This window comes from Pectobacterium polonicum (assembly GCF_005497185.1).
GTDB lineage: Bacteria > Pseudomonadota > Gammaproteobacteria > Enterobacterales > Enterobacteriaceae > Pectobacterium > Pectobacterium polonicum.
Window position 1 is genome coordinate 80,110 of the sequence record NZ_RJTN01000015.1, and the last position, 20,417, is coordinate 100,526.

General features: G+C 53.7%; 18 protein-coding genes. 8 read left to right on the forward strand and 10 right to left on the reverse strand.

Features of this window, described 5'->3' with window-relative positions; translation table 11 throughout:
• Positions 1 to 226: 226 nt before the first annotated feature.
• Genes ftsX through ftsY form a run of 3 tightly spaced genes read right to left on the reverse strand, consistent with a single transcriptional unit; the run spans position 227 to position 3,268 of the window.
• The gene (gene ftsX / locus EDI29_RS15185; RefSeq protein ID WP_137741556.1) at positions 227 to 1,195 is read right to left on the reverse strand and encodes a permease-like cell division protein FtsX; all 969 of its coding nucleotides are present in this window, start codon (positions 1,193 to 1,195) and stop codon (positions 227 to 229) included.
• Positions 1,185 to 1,856 carry a cell division ATP-binding protein FtsE gene (gene ftsE / locus EDI29_RS15190; protein WP_005976428.1) on the reverse strand — a complete coding sequence of 224 codons (672 nt, stop codon included), beginning with the start codon at positions 1,854 to 1,856 and terminating at the stop codon, positions 1,185 to 1,187. The genes ftsX and ftsE overlap by 11 nt, the downstream gene beginning before the upstream one ends.
• A gap of 5 nt (positions 1,857 to 1,861) precedes the next feature.
• A complete protein-coding gene (ftsY, locus tag EDI29_RS15195; RefSeq protein WP_137741557.1) occupies positions 1,862 to 3,268 on the reverse strand; it encodes a signal recognition particle-docking protein FtsY in 1,407 nt (468 codons plus the stop codon).
• Positions 3,269 to 3,617: 349 nt separating this feature from the next.
• Between ftsY and rsmD the strand changes: the two genes are divergently transcribed.
• On the forward strand, positions 3,618 to 4,193 hold the full coding sequence (gene rsmD, locus EDI29_RS15200) for a 16S rRNA (guanine(966)-N(2))-methyltransferase (protein WP_137741558.1): 576 nt from the start codon (positions 3,618 to 3,620) through the stop codon (positions 4,191 to 4,193).
• Between the two features lie 29 nt (positions 4,194 to 4,222).
• Positions 4,223 to 4,498, forward strand: coding sequence for a DUF1145 family protein (locus EDI29_RS15205; protein WP_167494521.1), 276 nt, complete (start codon positions 4,223 to 4,225; stop codon positions 4,496 to 4,498).
• Positions 4,499 to 4,580: 82 nt separating this feature from the next.
• Here the strand turns inward: EDI29_RS15205 and EDI29_RS15210 are convergent, their stop codons facing one another.
• Positions 4,581 to 4,901: a DUF1820 family protein gene (locus EDI29_RS15210; RefSeq protein WP_107168647.1), complete on the reverse strand. Its 321-nt coding sequence runs from the start codon at positions 4,899 to 4,901 to the stop codon at positions 4,581 to 4,583.
• A gap of 181 nt (positions 4,902 to 5,082) precedes the next feature.
• Between EDI29_RS15210 and EDI29_RS15215 the strand changes: the two genes are divergently transcribed.
• Both EDI29_RS15215 and EDI29_RS15220 read left to right on the forward strand, forming a co-directional pair.
• On the forward strand, positions 5,083 to 5,712 hold the full coding sequence (locus EDI29_RS15215; RefSeq protein WP_137741560.1) for a lysoplasmalogenase: 630 nt from the start codon (positions 5,083 to 5,085) through the stop codon (positions 5,710 to 5,712).
• A 94-nt stretch (positions 5,713 to 5,806) separates the two neighbouring features.
• Positions 5,807 to 8,164, forward strand: coding sequence for a zinc/cadmium/mercury/lead-transporting ATPase (locus EDI29_RS15220; protein WP_137741561.1), 2,358 nt, complete (start codon positions 5,807 to 5,809; stop codon positions 8,162 to 8,164).
• A 137-nt stretch (positions 8,165 to 8,301) separates the two neighbouring features.
• On the opposite strand, the gene tusA is transcribed toward EDI29_RS15220, so the two are convergent.
• Complete coding sequence (gene tusA / locus EDI29_RS15225; protein WP_137741579.1) at positions 8,302 to 8,547, reverse strand: sulfurtransferase TusA; 246 nt, start codon at positions 8,545 to 8,547, stop codon at positions 8,302 to 8,304.
• Positions 8,548 to 8,763: 216 nt separating this feature from the next.
• On the opposite strand from tusA, the gene EDI29_RS15230 reads away from it, so the two are divergent.
• Positions 8,764 to 9,441: a 7-cyano-7-deazaguanine/7-aminomethyl-7-deazaguanine transporter gene (locus EDI29_RS15230; protein WP_137741562.1), complete on the forward strand. Its 678-nt coding sequence runs from the start codon at positions 8,764 to 8,766 to the stop codon at positions 9,439 to 9,441.
• A gap of 187 nt (positions 9,442 to 9,628) precedes the next feature.
• Positions 9,629 to 10,195 (forward strand): DcrB family lipoprotein, encoded by a 567-nt coding sequence (locus EDI29_RS15235; protein ID WP_137741563.1) that lies wholly within the window; start codon positions 9,629 to 9,631, stop codon positions 10,193 to 10,195.
• 40 nt (positions 10,196 to 10,235) lie between these two features.
• Here EDI29_RS15235 and EDI29_RS15240 read toward each other — a convergent pair whose 3' ends face one another.
• Entirely contained in the window at positions 10,236 to 11,432 is a 1,197-nt protein-coding gene (locus EDI29_RS15240; RefSeq protein WP_137741564.1) for an MFS transporter, read from the reverse strand.
• Between the two features lie 117 nt (positions 11,433 to 11,549).
• Between EDI29_RS15240 and yhjD the strand changes: the two genes are divergently transcribed.
• Entirely contained in the window at positions 11,550 to 12,572 is a 1,023-nt protein-coding gene (gene yhjD / locus EDI29_RS15245; RefSeq protein WP_137741565.1) for an inner membrane protein YhjD, read from the forward strand.
• A gap of 167 nt (positions 12,573 to 12,739) precedes the next feature.
• A complete protein-coding gene (kdgK, locus tag EDI29_RS15250; protein WP_137741566.1) occupies positions 12,740 to 13,672 on the forward strand; it encodes a 2-dehydro-3-deoxygluconokinase in 933 nt (310 codons plus the stop codon).
• Between the two features lie 67 nt (positions 13,673 to 13,739).
• On the opposite strand, the gene EDI29_RS15255 is transcribed toward kdgK, so the two are convergent.
• The 4 genes from EDI29_RS15255 to bcsG all read right to left on the reverse strand — a co-directional run bounded on the left by EDI29_RS15255 (position 13,740) and on the right by bcsG (position 20,417).
• Positions 13,740 to 15,242 (reverse strand): M16 family metallopeptidase, encoded by a 1,503-nt coding sequence (locus EDI29_RS15255; protein ID WP_137741567.1) that lies wholly within the window; start codon positions 15,240 to 15,242, stop codon positions 13,740 to 13,742.
• Between the two features lie 393 nt (positions 15,243 to 15,635).
• A complete protein-coding gene (locus EDI29_RS15260; RefSeq protein WP_107168638.1) occupies positions 15,636 to 16,928 on the reverse strand; it encodes a dicarboxylate/amino acid:cation symporter in 1,293 nt (430 codons plus the stop codon).
• A 318-nt stretch (positions 16,929 to 17,246) separates the two neighbouring features.
• Positions 17,247 to 18,395 (reverse strand): HAMP domain-containing protein, encoded by a 1,149-nt coding sequence (locus tag EDI29_RS15265; RefSeq protein WP_137741568.1) that lies wholly within the window; start codon positions 18,393 to 18,395, stop codon positions 17,247 to 17,249.
• A gap of 360 nt (positions 18,396 to 18,755) precedes the next feature.
• On the reverse strand, positions 18,756 to 20,417 hold the full coding sequence (gene bcsG / locus EDI29_RS15270) for a cellulose biosynthesis protein BcsG (RefSeq protein WP_137741569.1): 1,662 nt from the start codon (positions 20,415 to 20,417) through the stop codon (positions 18,756 to 18,758).

Sequence of the window (20,417 nt, forward strand, 5' to 3'; positions counted from 1 at the left end):
CCTTAAAGCGTATTTATCGAATACCTTAAAATCCGTCTATTCAGACTGTGATTTCGCTCGCAAGTTCCTATCATTTTATTCACCTCATGCCAGAGATCAAGCAGGAGACAAACGAACGGTGAATCAAGGGGAAAGCGCAGCGGGAAGTACAAAAAAGAGATGGCGCTGAGGAGGTTTCCCCTGCAATACGGTCTGAATTACAGGGGAAAATTATACCAGAAAAAGCTTACTGTGGTGTAAAACGACGTAAATGTTGTACCGTTGCCAGCCAGGCGGCCAGCCAGCCAATCATACCGGCAATTAACAGCAGCAGCAGGGACTCATCCCAGCTCAGCCCTTTGACGACAAACGTCGTACCGAAGACGGCAGCAACCTGCGCCACCACGGCATCCAGTTTCCAAACCAGCGCCTGCGATAAAATCAGCGACAGCACCGCCCCGCCCAGACCCATCGCCGCCCCACCGTTCAGGAACGGGCGCAGAATAAAGCCGTCCGTCGCACCGATCAGCTTCATTACATTGATGGTTTCACGGCGGCTAAAAATACTCAGACGCACACTGTTACCGATGACCAGGAAGACGGCAACAATCATCAGGACGCCAATCGTCGCGGAAATTTGTCCGACAAGGTTGGTCAACGCCACCAGTCGTGCGAACCAGCTGTCGTCCATCCGTACTTCATCCACGCCCTGCGTCGCCGCCACGCGGTCGCGCAGCGTCGTCAACGTGGTGGAATCCTGAAAACTCATTTTCGGCGTGATAATCGCGACGGCCGGCAGCGGGTTTTCTTCCAGCATATCCAGCGCGCCGCCAAAACCAGACCAGTTACGGAACTCGCCCATCGCTTCATTGCGCGACAGATAATTGACTTTATCAACGCCGTCTTCAGATTGTAGCTGCGTGATGACTGCCTGCGCGGCGTTGTCATCCAGTGATTTATCCAGATACACCGTCAACTGTGGCGATGGATACCATTGTGTGGCGGCCTGACTCACGTTTTTCCAGACCAGATAACAGATGCTGGGCAACGCCAGCGAGATGGCAATGACCATCACGGTCAGAAAAGTGGCAAGCGGCTGGCGCAGCATATCGGCCAGCGTATTGGTCCAGGCATAGCGCCACTGTTCCTGCCAGCCGCCGCGCAGCGCTTTCGCTTTTGCGACAGGCTTTTTCGCATTACGGACGTTATTCGCCATTGTGGTTTCCCCCCACCATGCGGCCATCCGACAGCGTCAGCACACGGTAATGACGGCGAGCGATAAGCCCAGTATCATGCGTCGCCATCAGGACAGTGACACCAACGCGATTGAATTCTTCAAACAGGCGTAAAATCCCTTCTGACAATGCTTCGTCCAGGTTACCAGTCGGCTCATCCGCCAGCAACACGGCGGGTTTGTTCACCACCGCGCGCGCAATGCCCACACGCTGCTGTTCACCGCCGGACAGCTGGATAGGATAGTTCTTCGCTTTATCCAGCAGGCCAACCTTGTCCAGCGCCGCAGATACCCGACGACGAATATCCTCACTGCTGGCACCCGCGATAATGAGCGGCATGGCGACGTTGTCATAGACCGTGCGCTCCATCAGCAGGTGGTGATCCTGAAAGATCATGCCGATCTGACGTCGCAGGAATGGGACTTCGCGTTTTTTCAGGCGGCTAATATTGTGGCCGCCAAACAAAATCTGACCCGCGCTGGGACGTTCAATGCCACAAATCAGCTTCAGCAGGGTACTTTTCCCCGCGCCGGAATGACCCGTCAGGAACGCCATTTCCGCTGGGCGCAGATGGAAATCCACCCCTTGCAATGCCTGACGCCCACCGAGGTAAGCTTTACTGACCTGTTCAAAACGAATCATCCGTTTTAATCCTCTCGGGCAAAAAGTGCCTCAATAAAATCGTCGGCCTTGAATGGCCGTAAATCTTCAATGCCTTCACCTACCCCAATATAGCGGATAGGAATCGCAAACTGGTCGGCAATGGCGAAAATCACCCCGCCTTTCGCGGTGCCGTCCAGTTTAGTCAAGGTAATACCTGTCAGCCCGACCGCTTCATTAAACAGCTTGGCCTGGCTCACCGCATTCTGCCCAGTGCTGGCATCCAACGTCAGCATCACTTCATGCGGCGCGTCCTCGTCCAGCTTCTTCATCACGCGCACAATCTTTTTCAGCTCTTCCATCAGGTGCGCTTTGTTCTGTAAACGCCCAGCGGTATCAGCAATCAGGACATCAATACCGCGCGCCTTCGCGGCCTGAATCGCATCGAAAATCACCGATGCCGAATCCGCACCGGTATGCTGCGCGACCACCGCCACGTTATTGCGCTGTCCCCAGACCTGAAGCTGCTCGACGGCTGCCGCACGGAAGGTATCTCCCGCCGCCAGCATCACAGATTTACCCTGTGCCTGGAACTGACGTGCCATTTTACCGATGGTGGTGGTTTTGCCCACGCCATTAACGCCAACCATCAGAATGACATACGGCGTTTTACCTTCGATATTCAGCGGGGCGTCCACCTTAGCAAGAATCTCCGCCATTTCTTCTTTCAGCTTCACAAAAAGCGTATCCGCATCTTTCAGTTGGCGGCGGCTGGCGTGCTCTGTCAGGCTACTGATGATCTTACGGGTCGTCTCAACCCCGACATCCGCAATCAGCAGTTGTTCTTCCAGTTCATCAAACAGATCGTCGTCGATTTTCTTACCGCGAAACAATCCGATAAATCCGGAACCGAGATTCTGACGCGTTTTCACCAGACTGCGTTTCAGGCGCGCGAAGAAACCTTCTTTCGTCGGGCGTTCTTGTTCCTGCGCCACAACAGGCACGTCATCTAACTGCGCGGGTTCTTGTTCTTCGTCCTGCACGATCGGATCGACGACATCTCGGTCGAGAACGTCATGCTCGATCGGGTCACAATCGTCTGTTGCAGGAATAATCGGGGACGACGCGCTAACGTCCGGGGCAACATGTGTCGATTCGTCTGCCTCAACGGTAACCTCACGCTCGGCGACCAATGGGGCCAACGTCTGGGCTTCAACCTCTATCTTTTCTTCAACGACGCTATTTTCTTCCACTACCGACTTTTCCGGCAGTGATTGCTCTACGCGCTCCGGCGTAGGCTCAACGCGTTGGTGAGTCGATGCGGCGGCATCTGGCTCCGATGCTATCGGCTGTTCTGCAACAACGGGCTTCTCTTGCGGCTGTTCTTGTTGTTTTTCTTCCTGTTTCCCGAGTCCCAGCCAGGAAAAAAAACCGCGCTTCTTTTCTTTTGACATGTACGATCGCGCTCCACGCTGCTCACCGCAGCGAATCAATCAATGAAAATCATATTTAAACAACAAGTTTAACACTTTCCTGCCGACAGCAACACGCAGCCAGCAGGAGCAATGGCAGACAATCTTCCTCGCTACTCACAATCTTCGTAACGAAAGGCAATGTCCGTAACGAAGTGTGTCAAACGCCGCGCGTTACCGGAAGGCCGCCGACAGCACAAAATTTTGGCTTGAGCGCCTTAACTCCCATCTTAACATTCCCTCTACACGTAACCGCCGTTAGAATAGCGCCAGAAATTTCCTGCCCGCATCCACACCATGATGATGCGGCACAACAATAACCCTGTGAGCTATGGCTAAAAAAAATGCATCGTCAGCCGCCGGACAAATCCGAATCATCGGTGGTCAATGGCGCGGCAGAAAACTCCCGGTACCTGATAGCCCCGGTTTACGCCCCACCACCGATCGCGTGCGGGAAACCTTGTTTAACTGGCTGGCTCCCGTGATTCAACAGGCGCGCTGCCTGGACTGCTTTGCTGGCAGCGGCGCACTCGGGCTAGAAGCGCTGTCCCGTTATGCAGCTCATGCCACATTATTGGAGATGGAACGTGCAGTCGCCCAGCAATTAACGCAAAATCTGGCGCTGCTTCGGGCGGAAAACGCTGAGGTGGTCAATACTGATGCCCTGAGCTGGCTGGCGAAGCCGGGTACGCCGTTTGACGTCGTGTTTCTCGATCCGCCGTTCCGCAAGGAGCTGATGAACAACACGCTTGCTCTGCTGGAACAACAGGGCTGGCTGGCACCAGACGCGTGGATTTACGTGGAAACCGAAGCGGAAAATGCGCAGCTGACCATCCCAGAGAATTGGCAACTGCACCGTGAAAAAATTGCGGGTCAGGTTGCCTACCGTTTGTACATCCGTCAGTGATCTTTGCAGCAACGTAAGGGTAAGAGATGATTTTGATTAACCTTGGCAGATTATTGATGCTGGGCGTGTGGGGATTTTTGTTGCTTAATCTGATTCAGCCGTTTCCCAAGCCGTTGAATATCTTCATGACCGTGGCGATGATATTTATGATCCTGATGCACGGTTTCCAACTGCTGCTGTTGAAATCCAGCCAACCGAAAGATAGTCCTGCGCTAAACCGTGCGCTTCAGGCACGCATTTTCCTTTTTGGCGTGTTTGAACTACTGGCGTGGCAGAAAAAACAGCCTAAATCGCCTAAACCGTAACCGCTTCTGGGGCACAATATTTCCTGGGGAACCAGGTATCAATACGGTGCCCTTTCGTCCCACAGAGGGCGCAGCGCAAAAATCAGGATTTTTTACCGGGAAGGTAAGGGAACGCGGTGACGTTATCGCCTAAATCAGAAATGCGAGCGCTGCCTTTTTCCGTCACGGCATCAATACGAATAATCGCCTGCAAAGGGATGAAACTGCGGCTAACGCCGGAGAATTCCGTTTTTAGCTTCTCGGTCGACGGGTCAACCAACAGCGTAGACTGACTATCAAATACAAAGTCGGCAATTTCAATAAAACCGAACAGGCTGCTTTGCACCAACTCACGCACATAAAGCTGGTAGTTCTTACCGTTATTTATAAATTGAATACGATAAAGTGCGGATTCATTACTCATTCAACACAATGCTCCCTTCAGCGACGTCGCGGCGTAAAAACGGGCGATAACATACCATGAAGCTCACGAAAGGCGTATCCGTCTCACGCCGTGTTGTTTAACTTCCTCACAATCCCCTACACTGGATAAAGAACGGTTTATTTTTATCCTGACACAAACAAAAACACAAAAAGGACACGCTATGCTTTGGTCATTTATTGCTGTGCTTTTTTCTGGTTGGCTGTATGTGGACGCCAGCTATCGTGGCCCAACGTGGCAGCGTTGGTTATTCAAACCCGTCACCATGCTATTGCTGCTGGCTCTGGCTTGGCAGACGCCGCTACTCGGCGTGCCGGGCTATCTGATCGTGCTGGGTTTACTGGCAACGCTGGTGGCAGATACCCTGCTGTTGCTGCCGACTCAGCGCCTGCTTTATGCCTTTGCGGCCTATTTCCTTTCCCATTTGCTGTACACCATCGGTTTTTTTACCGGGCAAGTCTCGTTCACGTTTTTCTGGCCGCTGGCATTGACGCTGATCGTGGTGGCCGCACTGCTTATCGCCATTATTTGGGGGCGATTGGACGCACAGCGCTGGCCCGCTTGCGCCTTTATCATCATGACGACGCTGATGGTCTGGATTGCCGGTGAACGTTATTTTGCGCTGGGGACAAACGCGAATTTCTCCCTGCTGACGGGCACCGTACTGCTGTTTATCGCCCATGCGGCCTGGCTGATTCACCATTACCGTTTTCCATTCCGCGCCCATCAGGCGATTGTCGCGGCGGGCTATTTTGGCGGCCATTTCCTGATCGTTCGCTCTCTCTATTTCTGACGTTCGCGGCGCTCACGAAAATCTGGCTAAGCATTAAGCGGCGGTGTAAAGTTCCTGATGAGAATGGCTATCACTAATAACCCAGGAGGAAGAAATGCACTCTCATCAGCATAACCACAGCGCTGAGAAATCAGCCTGCTGCAATAACAGCGTTCACCACGCGCCACGCAGCACCAAAAGCTGCTGCAACGAGCACACACAGCATTCAAACCACGCCGACCACAGCTGCTGTTCAACCAAACACACGTCTGACGCCGTAGTGCAGAGCGCGTGTGGCACAGAGCAGCATTCGTCGGACAGCGGCGGTAGCGCGGATTCAGACGACCCCGACGGCGGAGACAGCGACAGGCCCCGATCCAACCAGCGTTTCAGCTGGAAAATCAGCGGGATGGATTGTCCCAGCTGCGCACGTAAAATCGAAAATGCAGTAAAAAATCTCACCGGAATTGAACAAGCCAAAGTGCTGTTCGCCACCGAAAAACTGGTTGTCGATGCCGACACCGATATTCGACTTCAGGTTCAACATGCCGTTCAGCAAGCGGGCTTCGCCTTGCAGGATACCGCACTCCCCCTCGCCCCACCTGACACGTCTACCTTACGTCGTTTCGTGCATGAATATGGTTTCTTAATACTTTTCACTCTGCTGGCTGCTGCAAGCTGGGGACTTTCCCTGCTAAGCGAGCGCGGCGGGCAGATTGCGTTTATCGCAACCACAATTGTCGGGCTGGTTCCGATACTGAAAAAATCGATACAGCTCATTCGCACGGGTACACCCTTTGCAATTGAGACGCTAATGAGCGTGGCCTCCATCGGTGCGCTCTTGATTGGCGCCACCACCGAAGCCACCGTCATCCTGCTGCTGTTTATGCTGGGCGAATATCTGGAATCTTACGCAGCCAATCGCGCACGGCGGGGTGTAACCGCACTAATGGCGCTGCTTCCTGAAGACGCCACGGCAATCGTCAACGGGCAGCGACGCCTCGTTCCTGTCGCCAGTCTGGTTCCCGGCGATGTCATTGAAGTCGCCCCCGGCGGGCGGCTCCCTGCCGATGCGGAACTCTTGAACAGCGATGCCAGCTTTGATGAAAGCGCCCTGACCGGTGAATCGGTGCCCGTTGAGCGCACGCCGGGTGAAAAAATTGCCGCCGGCAGCCTGTGTGTCGATCGGGTCGTGCAGCTACGCGTGGTGTCACAGCCGGGCAACAGCGCTATTGACCGCATTCTGCAACTGATAGAAGAAGCGGAAGAGCGCCGTGCACCGATAGAACGCTTCCTCGATAAGTTCAGCCGTTACTACACGCCGGCCATCATGCTGTTGTCGCTGCTGGTGATTTTGGTGCCGCCACTGCTGCTGGCACAGCCGTGGCAAGAGTGGATTTATCGCGGTTTGACGCTGCTGTTAATCGGCTGTCCCTGTGCGCTGGTGATCTCAACGCCTGCGGCGATTACATCTGGGCTGGCTGCGGCAACGCGCCGGGGGGCACTGATTAAAGGCGGTGCCGCGCTGGAGTCGCTGGGCAGCATCAAGACCATCGCGTTTGATAAGACGGGTACGCTGACGGAAGGCAAGCCGCAGGTGACGAACGTATTGCCCGCCGCAGGCATTAGCGAAACGGCGCTGCTAACGCGTACCGCCGCGGTGGAGTCAGGCTCGCACCATCCGCTTGCCAAAGCCATCGTCCAGCATGCGCTGTCCAGTAGCACATTCCTGCCGATGGCAGAAAACCGTAAAGCGCTGGCGGGTGTCGGCGTTGAAGGCACGATAGGCGGCAAGCGGATTCAGGTCAGCGCCCCGACTCGCGTCGCACCGGGTTTACTTGATGCCAGCTGGTTGCAACGGATTGATGCGCTGGAGAACGAAGGGAAAACCGTGGTGGTGGTGGTGCAAGAAGACGACAGGCTGCTAGGCTTGTTGGCGTTGAGCGATACGCTACGCCACGATGCGCGTGAAGCGTTGGATGCCTTACAGCAGTTGGGGATTCGCGGCGTCATGCTCACGGGCGATAATCCCCGTGCGGCGGCAGCCATTGCGGCAACATTAGGGATCGATTACCGCGCTAGCCTGCTCCCTGCTGATAAGGTCACGGCAGTCAGCGAATTGAGCAAGCAGCACCCCGTAGCGATGGTGGGCGACGGCATCAACGATGCGCCGGCGATGAAAGCCGCAACCATCGGCATCGCGATGGGAAGCGGTACCGATGTGGCGCTGGAGACAGCCGATGCAGCATTAACCCACAGCCGCCTGACCGGGCTGGCGGCCATGATTAGCCTGTCACGGGCGACGCAGCGTAATATTCGTCAGAACATTACGATCGCACTGGGGCTGAAAGCGGTATTTCTGGTCACCAGCGTGCTGGGCATTACCGGACTGTGGCTGGCGGTGCTGGCAGACTCCGGCGCAACGGCGTTAGTCACCGCCAACGCGCTACGGCTATTGAGAAAACAGGACTGATATTACCGTTAATGCTGGCTGTTGGTTGAAGGCTCGAGATACACAGAGCGACCACGGGGCGAGGTCTCCCTACGGGAACCTCATCCCCGTGTTTATCCTAATAACACACTTCAGCGTGCGGTATAACGCCCTGAATATCAGTGGCCTTTGCGCAGCAGATAACGATAGGGAAGCTGTTCGGTTTCCTGCGCCAGCAGCTCATGCTCCATATAGACGCAAAAACCCGGAATATCGCGGGTGGTAGCCGGATCGTCGGCAATAACCAGCAGCGTTTGCCCGGTTTCCATCTGGCGCACCGTCTTACGCACCATCATCACAGGCTCAGGGCAACGCAGCCCCTGTGCATCAAGGGTTTTATCCGGGTTGGTAAAGGGATCGGTCATCAACGTTCTCAGTGCTGGAATCAAAAAACCGCCTTAGTTTACGCTGAGGATTTCCCGACGCAAGCGACGACAACGTTTGCGCAGAAAACAACCATACTTTCCTGGCAAAACACATTGCATTAGCAAAGCAATTGCGTATTATGCCGCCGCGTTGCAGCATAAATCTGCACGTTATCCCTTGGGTTCCCTAACCCCAATAACCAAAAAGGTCACATTATGTATCGTTTTACCCCCCAGCAGCGGCTTACGGCGCTGATCTGGCTATCGTTGTTCCATATCCTGATCATTACGTCGAGTAATTATCTGGTTCAGCTCCCGGTATTGATTTTCGGTTTTCATACCACCTGGGGCGCCTTTACCTTTCCGTTTATTTTTCTGGCCACTGACCTGACGGTTCGGGTTTTCGGTGCACCGCTGGCGCGTCGTATCATTCTGACCGTCATGGTGCCTGCGTTAGCAATCTCCTATCTGGTTTCGTCACTGTTTTATCAGGGATCGTGGCAGTCATTCGAGGCGCTGAGTCAGGTGAATATCGTCGTGGCACGTATCGCCTGCGCCAGCTTCATGGCCTATGTTCTCGGTCAAATTCTGGATGTTCACGTCTTCAATCGACTGCGCCAGAAACGCGCATGGTGGGTAGCCCCCGCCGTTTCAACCGTGTTTGGTAACTTCAGCGACACGCTGGCCTTTTTCTTCATCGCGTTTTACCGCAGCACCGATGCCTTCATGGCGGCAAACTGGGTCGAAATTGCGATGGTCGATTACGCCTTCAAACTGCTTATCAGTCTGGCCTTCTTCCTGCCGATGTACGGTGTCATGCTGAACATGGTGCTCAAACGTCTGAGTGAACAAAAAGACTCGACGGACTACCATTCTGTCAGCAGCCACCATTAATGCCAATCGGGCGGCCATTTACGCCGCCTTTTCCTTTTAGGTCACTCATCGCTTTGTAAAAAAACGCAGGCAGCAACAACGGTTTGCAACAACAAAACGCTTGTTTTTGCTATCTGAATAGGGTGCCATACTGCTATTACCTATTTAAAAACGATTATCTGTTTCAAAAACGAGAGAAAGGGAACCTATGTCGAATGTAATCAAATACCTCGGTGTCGGCTTGCTTGTCGGCCTGCTTGCTGCCTGTGATGGCAAAACGGATGACGCCGCAAAAGCGGGCGCACAAGGTAAACCCACCGCAGAAGCCAGCGCGAGCCAGAACATTGAATTAATGGAGGGTAAAATTGCGTTTACTCTACCAGCCGATATGCGTGACCAAAGCGGTAAAGTCGGTACGCAAGCGAACAACATGCACGTTTATGCCAATGACAACGGGCAGAAAGCCGTGATCGTGATCCTCGGTGATAACACCACGGAAGAACTGACCGTGCTGGCGCAACGTCTGGAAGATCAGCAGCGCACGCGTGACGCCAACCTTCAGGTCGTCACTAACAAAACCATCGACGTTGACGGCAAGAAACTGCAACAGCTCGACAGCATTATCACCAGCAGCGGACAGCAGGCTTATTCCTCTGTGGTGCTAGGGAAAGTGGAAAACCAACTGCTGACCTTGCAGATCACGCTGCCAGCCAGCAATCAGCAACAGGCACAAAGCGAAGCGGAAGGCATCATCCACACGCTGAAGCTGAAATAAGCGACGTTATCGCCAAATAGCAGCCACTTCGGTGGCTGATTTACCCGTTTACCGTGCGCTGGGTCAGCCGCCACGTCAGCGTCAAACCAGCCACTCCTAGCATTGCCGCCGCCAGATAAATAGAGGCGATGCCGGTGTAGCCCATCAGTACGCCCGCCACTGGCCCGACGATGCCCAGCGACAGATCGAGGAATATCGTATAGGTTGCCAACGCGCTGCCCTGATTCTGTGGTGATACCGCCTTGACGGCGACGACGCCTAATGCCGGGAATACCAGAGAGAAGCCCGCCCCCGCGAGGAATGCTCCGACTTCCGCCATGAGCGGTTGCACCGCGCCCCACACCAACAGCAAGCCTACAATTTCAACCACAAAACACGCCATCGCTACGCGCAGCCCGCCAAACCGCTGAATACTGTTGGGGAAAACCAGCCGCGCCCCAACAAAAGCACAGCTGAAAATAGTCAGCGTCAGCGCCGCGCCATCCCAGTGACGATCGGCATAAAACAACGTGATGAAGGTGGCGATCACGCCAAAACCCGCAGAGGCGATCGCCAAAATAATGCCGTAAACCCAGACTTTCCCCAGCACTTCGCGGAAGGGAATCTTTTTACCAGGCGCGACCTGCACGGCTGGACGCGGCAGCGCGAAGATAATCGCCACGGCTGCGATCAGGATAATGCATACGGAAAGCAGTTTTAGCCCACCAACATGATTGAGCCAGACGCCGAGCGGTGCGCCAATCGCCATTGCGCCGTAAGTCGCAATACCATTCCACGAAATCACGCGCCCGATATGCCGGGAACCCACGACGCCAACTCCCCAGAGCGTTGCACCTGTACCGGCAAAACTCTGCCCAGCACCCAGCACGACGCGCCCGAGGCATAATAGCAGCAGCGTGATGGCAGGAGAGCCGTCACTAAAAGCAGCGAGCAGGTAAAATACGCCACTCAGCATGACGCCGACCAATCCCCAAACGACGATTTTCTTCGGCCCTTTTTCATCAGCGCTACGGCCGGCATGAGGGCGGCTCACTAGCGTGGAGAAATATTGCAGGCTGATGACCAACCCGGCCCAGAATGCGCTATAGCCAAGGTGGTCATGCACATACCCCGGCAGCACCGCCAGCGGCAGACCAATATTCAAATAGCTGGCGAAGTTGAACGCCACAATCGAAACGATGCGTAAATTGAGGCGCAAACCGCTCAGCGCCGGTTCGGATGGGGAAGGTGTTGGCATGGAAAATTCACTCGCTTAACGTCCGTGTATGACGTACGTTCAAAAAACATCGAAAAGTAACATTCTTATATTGTTGGTTATAATCAATCTTATAATCCCGAACACAGGAGAAACGCAATGCCTGTACCGGCAGACCCGGATCGCAAACCAACATCGTCAACCCCAGAAGGGGACACATCGCCACAGAAGCCGCTCTCGTTTCTGGGCAAGAGCAAACGTCTGGCCGCACGAATTCAGGCGATTCCCAGCGTGGCACATCTGATTCGCGCAGGCGAACGTTTCAACGATCGCATGGGCAACCAGTTTGGCGCGGCGATTACCTATTTTTCCTTTCTGTCGCTGATCCCCATTCTCATGGTGTCTTTTGCCGCCGTGGGTTTTGTGTTGGCCTCTAACCCCGACCTGCTGACCGGGCTGATTAACCGCATCGTTAACAGTATCAGCGATCCCAATCTGGCTAATACGCTGAAAAGTACCGTCAACACCGCCGTGCAGCAGCGTACCACCGTCGGGCTTACCGGTTTGCTGATCGCACTCTATTCTGGCATCAGTTGGATGGGAAACCTGCGTGAAGCGATTCGCGCCCAGTCGCGCGACGTCTGGGAGCGGAACCCGAAAGATGAAGAGAAGATTTACTTTCAGTACACGCGGGACTTCCTGTCGCTGACCGGTTTGGTTATTGCGCTCATTATTACGCTTTTCCTGACTTCTGTTGCTGGCACCGCGCAAAACATGATCGTCACCGCGCTGGGGCTGGATGGCATCGAATGGCTACGTCCCGCGTTGACACTGATTGCGCTGTCAATCTCCATCTTCGCCAACTACCTGTTATTTCTATGGATATTTTTTGTTTTACCGCGCCACAAACCCAAGCGCAAAGCGCTCTTTCGCGGCACGCTGATTGCCGCAGTCGGTTTTGAAGCCATCAAATTTGCGATGACCGTCGCGCTGCCTAAACTGGCCAGTTCTCCTTCGGGAGCCGCGTTCGGTTCGGTCATTGGCCTGATGGCGTTCTTCTATTTCTTCGCGCGCCTAACGCTGTTTTGCGCCGCCTGGATCGCGACGGCGAACTACAAAGGCGACACCTCGTCAGATCAGAATGAACAGGAAAAAGAGAAAGCACCGCCCCCGCCTCGCTAAAAACAGCGGGAAAGCGCTGGTTTTCCGATCTGCGTCATGAAAAAATAAAACATCGTTTCAAGGCTATTGACTCAGTCTCACGTAATGTTGAGACTGAGGTTAATTTCGCGTTTTTTATACCCGAATAATTCGCGTCCCAGGGTACCTTTTCAAACAGGCCAAAAGTGATGACAACTACTAACATTGCCGTAATCGGCGAATGCATGATCGAACTGTCGCAGAAGGGCACGGATCTTAACCGTGGATTTGGCGGCGATACGCTGAACACTGCCGTTTACATTGCCCGTCAGGTAAACGCTGAAAAGCTGGGCGTGCATTACGTGACCGCACTCGGCACCGATAGCTTCAGTACAGAAATGGTTGCCGCCTGGCAAAACGAAGGGGTGAAAACCGACCTGATCCAGCGACTGGATAACAAACTGCCCGGTTTATATTTCATTGAAACCGACGATAGCGGCGAGCGCACATTCTACTATTGGCGCAACGATGCTGCGGCACGCTACTGGCTGGACAGCCCAGAAGCAGAAAAAATTGGTCAGGCGCTGGCTCAATTTGACTATCTCTACCTGAGCGGTATCAGTCTGGCGATTCTGAATGCCGAAAGCCGTCAGCGTCTGCTCGCCCTGCTGCGCGCCTGCCGCGCCAACGGCGGTAAAGTGATTTTTGATAACAACTACCGCCCACGCTTGTGGCAGAGCAAGGAAGAAACGCAACAGGCCTACACCGACATCCTGTCCTGTACGGATATTGCCTTCCTGACGCTGGATGACGAAGACATGCTGTGGGGTACGAAGCCGCTGGAAGCGGTGCTGGAACGGACGCACGGTTTGGGCGTTAGCGAAGTGGTCATTAAACGCGGTGCCGATTCCTGCATCGTGTCAGAGCGCGGGCAAGAACTGGTTGATGTTCCCGCGATCAAATTGCCAAAAGAGAAAGTGGTTGATACCACCGCAGCAGGCGACTCCTTCAGCGCGGGCTATCTATCAGTACGCCTGAACGGCGGCAGCACGCAGGCAGCGGCAGAGCGCGGCCACCTGACAGCCAGCACAGTCATTCAATACCGTGGCGCGATCATCCCGCTTGACGCGATGCCTGCGTAAACATGACATAGTGTGATAATAAGCAAAAGGCCGCGACTGCGGCCTTTTCTATTTATTGATTACGGGTTTACTGCGCGGCGGGAACCTTGTCCTGTAATTTAGCCTCTTCAGACGCTGCCGCAGACGCGCTGGCAACCGGTTCGACGGCTGGCGTCATAATCTGGTCGTAGGTTTCCTGCAACGCCTTCATATTCGCTTCAGGTTCACCCGGCTGCTGGATCAACATCATCGTCGTATCTTGTACCAGCTGCTGGTGCAGTTCCTGATTCAGGATATCAAGCGTTAAGGCGGACAGATAAGTCTGACGCAGTTTCTGATACTGCTCGGGAGCAATATCCACCACGCCATTCTGCTGGGATCGCAAGCGCTGATCCATCAGGATGTCCGTGCTGGTACGCGCATAGGTGGCAAACAGCTTGTTCAGCTCGTCCGTCTTACGCGCGATCAATGCGTCAAACTCTGGTTGTGTCAGCCCTTTTTCACGCAGTGTAGCCAGCTCGCGTGCCATAAACGTCACACCCGGCTCGACGCTCTCACTATTCGGGACATCCATATGAATTGCACACTGAGAACGGGTATAAAACACGTTGCAGTCGAAACGGAGATTGTTGCCCTTCTGCGGGCTCTTCTCCAACGCCTGTTGTAGATGCCAGAACATCGCTTCCCGCGTCATGTCACCCAGCCAGTAGCGAACCAGCGCCTGAGATTCACGAATCGGGTGCCACGGCGCATCCCACATCAGCGACAGCGTATCCTGCTGGGCATTGTTATTCATCAGGCTGATCGCCTGTGGCGGCAGCGGGCTTAATGTCGGCAGTGGCGCTGGCGTTTCGCGTTTGCCTTCCAACGGGGAGAAGGCTTTACCGATCTGCTCGAGCACGTTGCGGTTATCCACATGGCCAACGATGTAGAGCGTCATCGCATCTGGCGTATACCAGGTTTTATAAAATTGCTGAAGTTGCTCGCCATTCAGAGGCGGTTTGACGTCTTGAGCAGGATCATGCGCCAATAGGGGTGAGCCTTTCAGGCGATAGCGCCAGCTCGGGTCCTGCGGGTTAATCGGAAAGGTGGTCACCTGATCGGGAACCTTCAGCGCAGCCTGTAGCCTTTTCTCGTCGAACGTCATCTGCCCTGCGCTTTCCGCCAGCCACGTCAACGCTTCTTTCAGCAGTTCAGGGCGATTATTCGGCAGGCTCAGGTTATACGACGTGAAATCGTACGAGACAATAACTGGAGGCAGGACGCGTGAGCTATTAGCGTCTCGCATCCACATGGAAGGCCGCTGGGCGGCGGACAGCTTATCGCCCGGCGCTAAGGCCAGACGGGGAAGAAAATGGGCAAAACCTACCTGCTGGGCATTTTCCAGCAGCGATCCAGCATTAACAACCAGACGCAGCTCAACCCGATCGCCGGGGCGCTGTGGCGTGGTCAATAACTGCCAGGTAAAACCATTGTCCAGTTTACCCTGCTGCCAGGCAGGATCGGGCTGTAGTGCTTCAGCCTGCACGCTGCTGCTGACCATGGCCAGCAACACACCACCAACGAAAAGCGCCTTTTTGGTGCCCTGCATGTGAACCCCTACTTATAGCTATCCAACATAATAATGTGGTTATTGTTGATCATTATGGTGGCCTTGCGTCTGCCACCGCACACTCTCGTGGATATATCACGGAAAAAAATTGAAGACGCGAAGTGTACCATTCCCTTGGACAGCGCGCTTTTGTCTATGTCACTTCAGGAGGAGAAATAATCTGCAAAAAAGATAAAAATAGTCATATTTAACAATATTTTTACGTTTTGGGACGTGCAAAAAATGAGGGGAAACCGTTGGGTTGGGGCGGCTTATTTACACACAAACAATTTACAGACAAAAAAATTCCCCACGGTGCAGAACACCGTAGGGAATTGATTTAGAAAACTATGCTCATGAGAACGATGCTTAAATTACAACTGCATGCTGGAATTACGACTGTGCCGTTGGCGTGGCAGCGTTATCGCCCTTATTGTTACCGGACAGCTCAGCGTCTAGTTTCTTCTCATCCAGCTCGCGGCAGTATTTTGCTACCACGATAGTCGCAACACCGTTACCAATCAGGTTGGTCAACGCACGGGCTTCTGACATGAAGCGGTCAATACCCAGAATCAACGCCAGACCAGCAACAGGCAGATGGCCTACGGCAGACAGCGTTGCTGCCAGCACGATAAATCCACTTCCCGTCACGCCTGCTGCGCCTTTAGAGGACAGCAGCAACACCACCAGCAGCGTAATCTGATGCCAGATATCCATGTGGCTGTTGGTTGCCTGAGCGATAAACACGGCCGCCATTGTCAGATAGATCGAGGTGCCATCCAGGTTGAATGAATAGCCGGTAGGAATAACCAAACCGACGACAGATTTCTTACAACCGACCTTCTCCATCTTCTCCAGCATACGTGGCAGCACGGATTCAGAAGAGGACGTCCCCAGTACGATCAGCAGTTCTTCACGGATGTAGCGAATAAATTTGAAGATACTGAAGCCCGTCGCTTTCGCAATGCTGCCCAACACCAGGAATACAAACAGAACACAGGTGATGTAGAAGCAGAGGATCAGTTGCCCCAACTGCACCAGCGTACCAACGCCATATTTACCGATGGTGAAGGCCATGGCACCGAACGCACCCAGAGGAGCCAATTTCATGATCATGTTAATGACGCCGAAAATGACCTTGGAGAAGCTGTCGATCACATCAAAAATGACCTTGCCCTTTGGCCCCAGGCGGTGCAGCGCAAAGCCAAACATCACAGCAAACAGCAGAACCTGTAAAATATTACCGCTGGCAAACGCCCCGACCACACTCGCCGGGATCACATCCATCAGGAATGGAATCAGACCCTGTTGCGAAGCCTGTTGGGTATAGACCGCCACCGCAGATGCATCAAGCGTACTCGGATCGATATTCATTCCCACGCCTGGTTGCACCACGTTGACCACGACCAGACCGATAATCAGCGCAATCGTACTCACAATTTCAAAATACAGCAGAGCGGCCGCACCAGTACGACCGACCGACTTCATACTTTCCATGCCTGCGATACCGGTTACGACCGTACAGAAGATAACCGGCGCAATAATCATTTTAATTAATTTAACAAACCCATCGCCCAGCGGCTTCATTTGCTCACCAAGCTGGGGGTAGAAATGCCCCAACAGTATCCCTATCGTAATGGCGGCAAGAACCTGAAAATAAAGACTTTTAAAAATTGATGTTTTCATACATACGTCCTATGGTGGGGAAAACACAGGAGGGGAATAGGGTACGAAAATGCCGCCTGTGATTGCGCCGGAAAGTAACATTGCAATAACAAGCTGAGAATGTTTTATAAGTTTAGTTTGTGAACGATAGGTTAAAAACAAGAGCTGAATCACGTCAGCAAGAGTTATAAAGAAACATCAGTGCAATTTACTTGTAACAGATGCACATTTTTACAGCAGAAAAAATCCGTGAAAAGCCCTCAAAGCCCCGCTATACGGGGAAGATGCCGTTCAGGAAACACCACGATAAAAAGTAACATTTCCGTTACCTATTGATATTCAGGAAGACGCGATAAGGAGATGAATACCGCATTTCTTATCACGCCGCGCCAGTTGCATGGCAAAACGCGCCTGTGACAAACGCAGCGCCGCCTCCTCTGGCAGAGGCTCGGTAATCGTTAGGACACCGGCGCTGACAGCCCGAGCAGGGTGCGATCCCGTAGGTAAAAAGGGGGAATTAATCGCCAGCATCACGTTTTGTGCCCAATCTTGCGCTCGTCCAGCGGAGTCCAGCGTCTTCCCGATGATGGCGAACTCGTCACAATCGAGGCGAGCCAGATAAAGGCTCCCTGCCTCATGTTGTTCTTCTATCACCGCGCGGAATTGCTCCGCCAGCGCAGCCATGTCACTCTGGCTGGCGGAGGAATCAAGCCCAAAAACGAGCAGGCTAAACGGAGTCGCATCCGCCAGACGTTGTTCAAGGCGTCGTATAAAATGTGCGTTGTCCGGCAACCCCACGCCTTCAGCACTGGCAGAGAGAGATTGCTCCAGCAGTTGTTGATTACGGTTGTAGCTGCGCACTAGCGCGCCCAGCTCGTCATCCTGGTGCCAGGGTGGCAGCGTGAGAGGGCGGTGAAGCATCGCATCCGGCGGTAGATTCTGTAGCTCGACAATAATCCCACGCAGCGGGTGTATCAGCAGTCGGTTAATGCACCAGGTAATGGCGATCGACATAATCAACGCCAGCAGCAGATACGTCGCCAACATGGTTGAAAAGGTGCTGACGATAAATTGATACATCCGATAGGAATCTGCCTGTAAGACCAGATGCGCCAGCGGTGCCGAATATTGCGTCTGCGGGGGCGAATAGAGTGGAATAGAGATACGGATCGGCAGCTTAAAGACCCGCGCGATCCAGTCCGGCACCGGGCGTTCTTTCGGGAAATTGGCGTGGAGCGTCTGAAAATCATCCGGCAGCAATACATCTGCCCGGCTAAGAAAGGCAACCGGCAGCAAGCTATCCAGAATATTGCCAGCGCGTTGCACCTCCCCTTGTAGCACCGCGTCCGTCAGGGGTTGACGCACGGAATAGGCGATGCTCTCCAACTGCTTGGCATAATCTTCACGGCGCTGGTGAACGAAGTGGAAAAGCTGTATGACGATGAACAGGCTGATCGTCACCAGTGCCACAGCAGACACGGCTGTCATCTGTTTAATCGTTAATGAACGTCTGAGCCGCAAGCGCTTTCTCCGTCAACCTTTTATGCAGATCTGAATATCTGCCCCATACACAGCGCGAAAAACGCACCGCCACGCGCACCAGTAACGCGCCGCAAACAGTATAAGGCAGCTTATCGCCGCCTCAACGCTGTTTTCTGCTGGTGCTCAGGGGATTTCATCTTAATCCTAGGCTCCCCTTTGGCGGGAGCCGTAACGCGGCCTCAGAATAGGGGATATCCCCTGCATAAGCCAGTATGGCTATTCAGGGGCAGAGTGAAGATAACGAGCGATAAAGGAAGGCGGGCTGCGGCAACTTCGCGGCAACCCGATAGGATATGTTCGTCAGCGCTATTGCGGGTATGGCACCCAGTCTCCGCCGTTCAAACGAATGTAGGGTTTTCCCTGATATTGCATCACTATCGCGTTCTCATTCTCCGAAATCGCTTCCGTTTGCGGCAGTGTGCTCGCCAGCGTTTGCCAATCCACAGAAGGCGCGGTGAACACTTTGCCGTCCACCATCCGTGCAACCAATTCCGAAATTGCCAGATAGCTGCTCGGTGATGTCACTTCCAGCGCATCGCCCTGATGCGGAGCCTGCAAACCAAACAGTTTTACGCCGACAGGAATATGCGTGATGCTCGGACTGGGAATATCACGTAGCCCAGACATTTGCATCTTATCGCCAGCCAGCGCTGCGCCGTGCTCCGGTACAACCACCACCATGACTTTGCGGCCAGATTTCTGCAACACGTCAAAAAAAGCATCCAGTTGATCAAACAGAATCTTCGCCCGTGGCGCATAGTCCGCCGACTGGTTGGTGCCCACGAAGCGGTTACCATCATGCAGCGGAATCAGGTTAAAGAAGGTCGCGTTACGCGTCGTCGTTGCTTTATTTCGCTCACCCAACCAACGATTTAACAGCTCCAAATCATTATAAATCGGCTCGCCGTCGAACGAGGTAATCTGGTGGCTGATGCCCTCCTGCGACAGCATCGGAATCTGAATGTCACCCTCTTCACGCACCTCACGCAGGTAATTCCCAAAGACGCCGGAATGATCGAGCATCAGTTGCTCTTCAAAACCCAGCTTCACCAAATTACTGAACAAGAAGCACTGCTGGTTCACAGGCTGGTACAAATCGGTGTGAGACTGTTGACCACAGCTTGCGCGCAGCAGGCGAATTGACGCAGGCCCGCTATACGCGGTAGCGGAATTAAACTGACGGAACAGGATATCGAACTTCTTCCACAGCGGATGATTTTCCAACTGCGCCACTTCTATATCCGACCATGCCAGCGAACAAATGTTGATAATCAGGAGATCAAACGGCTGCGCATCCTGTGGCAGCGTAGCCGGGAACGCCGTAGTTCGCGACTTTTCTCGCGTATAAAACTGGTTCAAATAAGCGGTGAGGTTCGCGTTCGTTGGCGGTAACGTTGCTTCCGGCAGCGCAGTATCCCCGCCCGTTGGGGAAGCCGCCGCCGAGGACGCGGGCGTCGTCGAGGCCGTAGGCATCAGCGAAACGGCAGGGCCTGCCAGATTGACAACATTTAGCCATGTCAGCGCCGCCACGGTAAACACCGTAATACGAATCCACTGCGCGAAAAACAGGTAGGCCACGGTGATAACCACAGCCGCACCGACCATTTGCCAGTTAATGAAGCGGTTTAACAGCTCCAGCAAATAAGCGGCGCTAAAGCCAGCAACCTGCGTCCCTTGGCTGAGAATACTGTTGATGCCCGGCAGCCAGGTATCGTGGTAAAAAAGCCCAATACCGAGTGGGATAGCAATAATATGACGCCAGCGGTGCAGCGTGACATTGGGGATCGGAAACAACAAAAACGCCAGAAATACCAGGTTAAGCAGCGGATGAAAATTCAGGTATCCAAACCATAACAGGGCAAATTTCAGCAAGAAATACACATTCCAGGCACCGAGCCCGCGCCAGTAGCGCCATATATCCTGCTGTTTTTGCATATCCTGCTGTTGCTTGCGTGTTTTTTCGTCCAT

What these genes read in the sequence shown, in the direction of transcription:
- ftsX (WP_137741556.1), bottom strand. Translation starts at nt 1,195, where the DNA reads ATGGCGAATAACGTCCGTAATGCGAAAAAGCCTGTCGCAAAAGCGAAA.
- ftsE (WP_005976428.1), bottom strand. Translation starts at nt 1,856, where the DNA reads ATGATTCGTTTTGAACAGGTCAGTAAAGCTTACCTCGGTGGGCGTCAG.
- ftsY (WP_137741557.1), bottom strand. Translation starts at nt 3,268, where the DNA reads ATGTCAAAAGAAAAGAAGCGCGGTTTTTTTTCCTGGCTGGGACTCGGG.
- rsmD (WP_137741558.1), top strand. Translation starts at nt 3,618, where the DNA reads ATGGCTAAAAAAAATGCATCGTCAGCCGCCGGACAAATCCGAATCATC.
- EDI29_RS15210 (WP_107168647.1), bottom strand. Translation starts at nt 4,901, where the DNA reads ATGAGTAATGAATCCGCACTTTATCGTATTCAATTTATAAATAACGGT.
- EDI29_RS15215 (WP_137741560.1), top strand. Translation starts at nt 5,083, where the DNA reads ATGCTTTGGTCATTTATTGCTGTGCTTTTTTCTGGTTGGCTGTATGTG.
- EDI29_RS15220 (WP_137741561.1), top strand. Translation starts at nt 5,807, where the DNA reads ATGCACTCTCATCAGCATAACCACAGCGCTGAGAAATCAGCCTGCTGC.
- tusA (WP_137741579.1), bottom strand. Translation starts at nt 8,547, where the DNA reads ATGACCGATCCCTTTACCAACCCGGATAAAACCCTTGATGCACAGGGG.
- EDI29_RS15230 (WP_137741562.1), top strand. Translation starts at nt 8,764, where the DNA reads ATGTATCGTTTTACCCCCCAGCAGCGGCTTACGGCGCTGATCTGGCTA.
- EDI29_RS15235 (WP_137741563.1), top strand. Translation starts at nt 9,629, where the DNA reads ATGTCGAATGTAATCAAATACCTCGGTGTCGGCTTGCTTGTCGGCCTG.
- EDI29_RS15240 (WP_137741564.1), bottom strand. Translation starts at nt 11,432, where the DNA reads ATGCCAACACCTTCCCCATCCGAACCGGCGCTGAGCGGTTTGCGCCTC.
- yhjD (WP_137741565.1), top strand. Translation starts at nt 11,550, where the DNA reads ATGCCTGTACCGGCAGACCCGGATCGCAAACCAACATCGTCAACCCCA.
- kdgK (WP_137741566.1), top strand. Translation starts at nt 12,740, where the DNA reads ATGACAACTACTAACATTGCCGTAATCGGCGAATGCATGATCGAACTG.
- EDI29_RS15255 (WP_137741567.1), bottom strand. Translation starts at nt 15,242, where the DNA reads ATGCAGGGCACCAAAAAGGCGCTTTTCGTTGGTGGTGTGTTGCTGGCC.
- EDI29_RS15260 (WP_107168638.1), bottom strand. Translation starts at nt 16,928, where the DNA reads ATGAAAACATCAATTTTTAAAAGTCTTTATTTTCAGGTTCTTGCCGCC.
- EDI29_RS15265 (WP_137741568.1), bottom strand. Translation starts at nt 18,395, where the DNA reads ATGACAGCCGTGTCTGCTGTGGCACTGGTGACGATCAGCCTGTTCATC.
- bcsG (WP_137741569.1), bottom strand. Translation starts at nt 20,417, where the DNA reads ATGGACGAAAAAACACGCAAGCAACAGCAGGATATGCAAAAACAGCAG.